The following is a 6,019-nucleotide window of genomic DNA, read 5'->3' as shown; positions in this document are numbered from 1 at the left end:
GATTTGGCCGCGGCACCGGGCGGAAAGACCGCCCACATGGCCGAGTTGATGAAAAATGAAGGAAAAATCTACGCCTTCGACGTTGATTCAGAGAGGATTAAGCGCATGAAGCAAATCCTCCGCTGGGTCGGCGTTGAGATTGCCGAAGTTAGGAAGCTCGACGGAAGGAAGGCCCCTGAAGTTTTGGGCGAGGAAGTTGCCGACAGGGTTCTGCTCGACGTACCGTGCACGAGCGACGGGACGATAGCAAAAAACCCCGAGCTGAGGTGGCGCCTGAGAGAGAAGAACATTCCAAAGGTCGTTGCGCTCCAGAGGGAGTTGCTTGAAAGCGCGTGGAAGCTGTTGAAGCCCGGCGGGAGGTTGCTCTACTCCACCTGCTCAATGCTCCCGGAGGAGAACGAGGAGGTTGTGAAGTGGTTTCTCGAAAGGCACGGGGACGCGAGGCTCGTCCCGCTCAGTGGACCGTACGACGAGGGCTTCCTGCCCGGCACGATGAGGGCCTGGCCCCACAGGCACGGGACGATAGGCTTCTTCTACGCGCTGATGGAAAAGAAAAGTGATTAGTCTCGCTTTCCATCTATCTTTACCCTCAGTTCGTTGGCGAACCAGTTGACCCTCTGCGGGAACGGTATCTCGATTTCGGCCTCGTCGAGGGCCTCCTTGATTCTCCTCACGACCTCTGCCCTGACGTCGAACCACCTTTCGCTCGGCGCCCACGCCCAGACCCTCAAAACCACCGAGCTGTCGCCGAGGCTCTCGACGTAAACCTTTGGTTCTGGCTCAGCAAGGACGAGGGGCATCTCATCGAGGGTCTTAAGTATGACGTCTATGGCCCTTTCCGCGTCCTCGGCGTACGCTATCCCCACGCTTACGTCAACCCTTCTTGCTGGATACCTCTTCAGGTTAACTATGTTGCTATTGAAAAGGGCCTCATTTGGAATCCTGACGAGTGTTCCGTCCCACGTTCTTATTCTCGTCGAGAGGATTCGTATGTCCTCGACAACCCCCTGGACGTCGCCGACCTGAACTGCATCCCCTATCTGGAGGGGCTTGTCAAAGTACATAAATATTCCCGAGATGAAGTTCGCGACCACGGTTCTCGATGAAAAACCAAGGACTATGCCCGTTATTCCAGCCGCCGCGAGTAGCGCACCGAGCTCTCCCATGACGCCTGCAAAGCTGAGGGCAAGGAATAATGCAACCGTAATGAATGTATAATAGAAGAGTTTAGCCTTTATCCTGTCCTCAGACCCTCTCTTTGTCTGAATTAGGTAGTCCTTGGACTTCTTGGCTATGAGGTAGGAAATGTAAAAGAAGCCCACTGAAAACGCCAGTTTTCCTATTGTTGTCGGTCCGAGGCTGTACTTCATGATTCCAAGGGGGTAGAGAGCTCCAATTACTCCCCCGAGAACAAAGAGCTTGAAAATTAGTTCCGCCGTGTCCTCGTTGAGTATCCAGGTAAGGTCCGTTTCTTTTGAAGCACGAATTATAAGTTTTTTAACAATCTCCCCAACGACCACGGTAACCACTAAGATGACCAACGCCTCGAGGATGCCTTTCACGGTTATTCCCAGAATCAGCTCGCTCCGAAGGAAATCCGCTATGTTCATGGCCACCACCCCATTCTAAAGTTGGGGAGGGGCTCGGCCCGGTGGGTGGCCTTTAGCCTTCCGTCCGGTGGATTCCCCGTGTTGTTGACCTCGTAGGGCTCCTTGGTTGTTAGTATGATGAGAGGGTAGTATGCTTTCTCGTCCGAGTAGAACATGACGCTGTTCCTTATCGGGATTACAACCCTCTCGACGAGCTTCCACTCCTTCGTGGGGTTTCTAACGGCGAGCTTGATTACACCGAGGGAATCGGGTTCCTTCTCGTGGAAACAGCTGACGTGGTACCTTGTGATTATTCCAATGGAATGCTCGCCGTAGAGCGCGTACTTCTCCCTTCCAATGATGAAGCGGTCTATGAGTGCGTTTCCGGCTTTTACAACAACGTCCACGGGAGCGCTCAGGTAGCCGTGAACGGTCTCTCCAGGGGGCACCGCCAGTCTCTCCCTCAACTTCACCATGAGGAACTTGACACCGTAGCCCTCGGCTGGGGCGGGAAGAACCGAGAGGTGCTCTCCACCGAGGATTTTAACCCTGACGTCATCTCGCTGGTACGTGAACGTCCCATCGGGGTTCTCAACGATGTGAATCTTCCGCTCTCCGACGTGAATGAACTGCGTTCTGAGCTCGTGCTCGCCGAAGGTTTTCATGTTGAAAAATAGGGGGCTCAAAAATTTAAAGTTTCCTAAGAGGCCTTCGCAAGGTCGAGCTCCTCAACCTTGAAGTAGCCGTAGATTGTTAGGGGGTTCCCGTTTTCGTCTATGGAGGTGAAGTGGCCGTCAACTTCCAGAGGAATGAATATCTTCGGTGCGACCCTTGCTTTGCCCGTCATTGAAACCCCTTCGACCCCAGTATAGCTCCAAGTGCCCTCGACGACCCTGAATTTAATGCCGGAGAACTCACCGGTTCCGTCCGGTCTGGTTTCCCAGCTCCAAGCGTGGCCGAAGAAATCGCTCCAAGTTCCGCTCTGAGGTACGAGAAGATTTCTGCCGCTCCAGTCGGCCCATATTCCCACGTGGAGAACCGCGAACCAGCCGTAGTAGAGGTTTATCAGGTCGGTGTTCAGCTCGTCCATTATGTTCTGGTCGCCGCCCATATAGGGAATCGCGGACTTTCCAACGGCCGTAGGGTTTGTGTAGAGGAGCTGTCTTCCCTGGTAGTCCATTTCAAAGCCAACAACCTGGTTCTCCCCGTAGTTGGCCGAAGCCCAGCCCATATCCCAGGGGTATATGAACGCGTCGCTTGCCCTCGTTGTGTACCACACCTTTATCGTGAGTGGCTCCTCCATCGCCGCTGCCTTTACTGGCGTTATAACGGTCTCATACTCGTACACCTCAAAGGTTCCCACCTCGACCTTTGAGCCCGAGAAGTCCATTCCGTAAACGGTGATGTTCGTCTTTCTTTCCGTCTTCTCAATTCTGTACTCGTAGAGCGGGCTCGTTTCGTTGGGCTTGACCTTGTAGAGGACGACGTAGTGTGTTATGACGTATTTTTCCCCGTTCACGTCTATCGGTGAGTACTCCCAGGGGTTCGTCCAGTACAGTTCCTCACTGGGGGTTGAGGTGGTAGATGTGGGGGTTTCCGTCTGGCTTGGAGTGGGGGAAGATGTTGAGTGTGTCTCAGAGGGTGTTTCCGTCGTTCCCTGCGATGAGGTGGGCGTTTGAGATGTGGAACTCTCCCATCCCTGTGAGTGTGAAGTCGTTTCGGGCGTTTCCGAAGAGGAGGTTCCGCCCGAGCCCGTGCATCCGCTCGCGAGCAGGACAACCGCCACGAGCAACAGGGCGAGTGCAAACTTTTTCATACTAAACATCTCCTAACTCTTTGATTTGGGCCCAGAAAAGTAAAGGGCATCTTTACATACTCCGCGCTCATTCTATTAAAACTTTTTTAGAGATTCAAGCAAACTTGAAGTTTTTAAAATCTCGTGAAGCGGAACAGGTCTGGCACCTGCCAATCTCCCCACAAACCTCGCGAGGTCGAGGACATGCCACGCTTTTTCGATAACTCCAACGTCGGCGGTCGCCACCGTTTCGAACGCCTTGAGCTCGTGGTCTGGACTTCTGACGAGTTTAACATCCCCCGGAACTCCCAACTCGTCAAGGAGTTCAACAGTGAGCCCCTTAACGACCCCGCTCCCAGGGTTGTTCTTCCCGTAGAAGAAGACCGCCCTCCCGGGTGAAAGCTCCGCCAGGGCCGAGACAATGAGCCTCAAGTTGTTCTTGGTTTCATCATGCGGTCTGTACTTTCCCCTGTAGGCCAAGTCCCTGATGAGACCGTCCTCGCAGAGGATAGCCCTCCCCGCGAGGAGCGATTCAAGGGTTATGAGGACGTTAAAGCCGTCTATTCCAAGAACCCTGCCCCTAATCTCCTCAGGGGGAAGGAGCTTTTGCGCAACTTTCTCAATCCAGGAGTCGGGGAAGACGCACCTCGCGAGGAGATGCCTCTCCTCCTTCCTCAGCCTGTAATGGTTGGCCACGAAGTTCAACGCAACGCTCTTCCTGTAGCCCCTGTTGAGGAGATATTTAAGGTCTCTGTATGCCTCAGCCAGCATGGCGGAAAATGGGGAAAGCTTCAGATAACCTTTTCGAGGACTTCGCCGTCCTTGCCCGTGTGAATCCTTAGCCTGACCTTGCCGGCTAGCAGGGAGCTCTTGACCTTCTTCGTCAGAATCTCGTCCACCTGGAAGATTCCGGCGGGATGCTTCATCCATATCTCGATGAGTATCGGCTGTCTCTCGTCGCCCTCCCTTATCTCCACGCGCTCTATTGCCAGGGCCGAGACGGCGTGTATGTCAACGCGGTCCTTCTTGTGGACGAGCCTGCTCCTTCCTGCCTCCATGTCACAGCCGTCCGCTATCGTGACGAGCGAGCCCTCTATCGTCGTGCACGGCACGTGCTCGTCATGGGTGTATATCGCGTTGAGCGTCAGGGCCTTGAGGAGTAGCGGGTCGCGCTTTTCAAACTCCCTCACGAGCTTCTCGACTATCGGCTCCGCAAGGAAGACGCTGAACTCGTAGTGGTTTATCCTGTGTATCATGTTGCCGATGTCGTGCAGGAGCGCTCCGAAGGCGACGATGAACTTGCTCCACCAGAAAGGTTTGCCGAGCTTCTCGGCCGTAGTCTGGATTCCGAACTTCCTGAGGATTCTCAGCAGTTCCAAAGCTCTTCTCGTCGTCAGAAGGACGTGGACAGGCCCGTGGTCGTTGAACTGGTAGACGTTGAGCACTATGTAGTTGGTGGTGTCGAAGTAGTAGTGGTACTCCCTGAAGGTTCTCTCGTAGGCCTCGAAGAGCCTGTCGTCGTCGAGGAGTTCCCTAATCTCCTTCAGAAGTTCCTCTTCTGTGTACATTCTCCCACCCAAGGGCCAAACGGCGGGGAGAATTTAAGGGTTTTGAACGGGATTCGGTGAAAAAAGCTGGCGTTTGCGGGGCGGTTTTGACGTGTCTCTCCAAATCCCTTACTCTAGCATACCCTCAAGCTCAAGTATCTTTTTCGAACGGAGGTAAACCACTGGGATACCTCTCTCGCGGAGGCGCTTCTTCAGGCCCTTGTCGTTGGTGCAGACTATAACGCGCTCGTTTTTGACGGCGAAGTCGTAAATCTGGTCGTCTATCGGCCTCTTCCCGAACTCCCCGATTTTAACGGTCTCGAAGCGCTCGGCCAATTTCTTCGCCATTCTAACAGCGAGCAGGTCCTTTCCTCGCGTCTTCCTCTCTATGACGTTAAGCTCTTCGAGAACCACGTTTGGAACGATGATTTTGAACTTCACGTCAAGGATTCTGTTAAGCTCGGAAACTATATCCACTCCAAACTGGCCAGGAACCAGGAGGAAGTTGGTGTCTGGGAGGACGAGCCACTCGCGCCTCTGAGCCATCGGCCTCACCGAAATTAAAGGGATAAGAAGAGCTCACTCCTTAATGAAGCCGTATCCGATGAGGCGCCACCTTGAGCCAACCTGCCTGCTGATAGCAACCCTGTCGCCGACCTCCGCACATACGGGAATCTGGAGCTTGAGCTCGACTTCGTCCTTGCCGAGCCCGGTAACGAGGCCCATCGTTCTGGCGGTGCCAACGTTGAGGAGGAGGACTTCCTTCCTCTTGATGGGCTCGACCTTGAGCTCGTCCTCGGTTCCAACGACGCGTTCAAGCAGGTGGACTTCGAGGCGAAGCTCGTCCCACACCGGGGGCAACTTTCCGGGCTTTCCGACGACGTTCCCTGCCATAAGGTCGCCCTTGGTGAGGTAGGGGTCGAGCTTGGTTCCGACGCCGACGAGTCCACCGGGGTAGGCCTCCTCGACGAACCTTCCACCTGCCTGGAGCGAGACAATCTCTGTCGTTATCGGCTCGTACTTAATCCTGCCGTGCTCCTCGTAGGGAACGCCCGGACGAATCTCTATCTCGTCGCCAACCTTGAGCT

The 6,019-nt window shown here is 54.5% G+C and carries 7 protein-coding genes and 1 pseudogene; 1 reads left to right on the top strand and 7 read right to left on the bottom strand.

All coding sequences use genetic code 11. From position 1 onward, the window contains the following. Positions 1-564, top strand: a 564-nt coding sequence (locus MVO87_RS05735) for an RsmB/NOP family class I SAM-dependent RNA methyltransferase (RefSeq protein WP_297552518.1), incomplete at its 5' end; no start/stop codon positions are given. On the opposite strand, the gene MVO87_RS05730 is transcribed toward MVO87_RS05735, so the two are convergent. The 7 genes and pseudogenes from MVO87_RS05730 to MVO87_RS05700 form a co-directional block, all read right to left on the bottom strand. Next, positions 561-1,610, bottom strand: coding sequence for a mechanosensitive ion channel family protein (locus MVO87_RS05730; RefSeq protein WP_297512959.1), 1,050 nt, complete (start codon positions 1,608-1,610; stop codon positions 561-563). The two genes, MVO87_RS05735 and MVO87_RS05730, sit on opposite strands and share 4 nt — an antisense overlap. Further along, the gene (locus tag MVO87_RS05725) at positions 1,607-2,254 is read right to left on the bottom strand and encodes a DUF432 domain-containing protein (RefSeq protein ID WP_297512938.1); all 648 of its coding nucleotides are present in this window, start codon (positions 2,252-2,254) and stop codon (positions 1,607-1,609) included. Before MVO87_RS05725 ends, MVO87_RS05730 begins: the two co-directional genes overlap by 4 nt. Before the next feature lie 35 nt (positions 2,255-2,289). After that, positions 2,290-3,405, bottom strand: a complete 1,116-nt coding sequence (locus MVO87_RS05720) for a hypothetical protein (RefSeq protein ID WP_297512940.1) — start codon at positions 3,403-3,405, stop codon at positions 2,290-2,292. A 75-nt stretch (positions 3,406-3,480) separates the two neighbouring features. After that, positions 3,481-4,155 (bottom strand): DUF434 domain-containing protein, encoded by a 675-nt coding sequence (locus MVO87_RS05715; RefSeq protein WP_297512941.1) that lies wholly within the window; start codon positions 4,153-4,155, stop codon positions 3,481-3,483. Between the two features lie 20 nt (positions 4,156-4,175). Continuing rightward, the gene (locus tag MVO87_RS05710; RefSeq protein ID WP_297512942.1) at positions 4,176-4,952 is read right to left on the bottom strand and encodes an HD domain-containing protein; all 777 of its coding nucleotides are present in this window, start codon (positions 4,950-4,952) and stop codon (positions 4,176-4,178) included. Between the two features lie 108 nt (positions 4,953-5,060). Then, positions 5,061-5,477 carry a type II toxin-antitoxin system VapC family toxin gene (locus MVO87_RS05705; RefSeq protein ID WP_297512961.1) on the bottom strand — a complete coding sequence of 139 codons (417 nt, stop codon included), beginning with the start codon at positions 5,475-5,477 and terminating at the stop codon, positions 5,061-5,063. Positions 5,478-5,510: 33 nt separating this feature from the next. Further along, positions 5,511-6,019 (bottom strand): annotated as a pseudogene (locus MVO87_RS05700) (translation initiation factor IF-2 subunit gamma); the annotation flags it as partial.

The sequence above is a fragment of the Thermococcus sp. genome, from assembly GCF_027063845.1.
In the GTDB taxonomy this organism is placed as follows: Archaea; Methanobacteriota_B; Thermococci; order Thermococcales; family Thermococcaceae; genus Thermococcus.
This window is presented reverse-complemented; position numbering and strand designations above follow the sequence as displayed.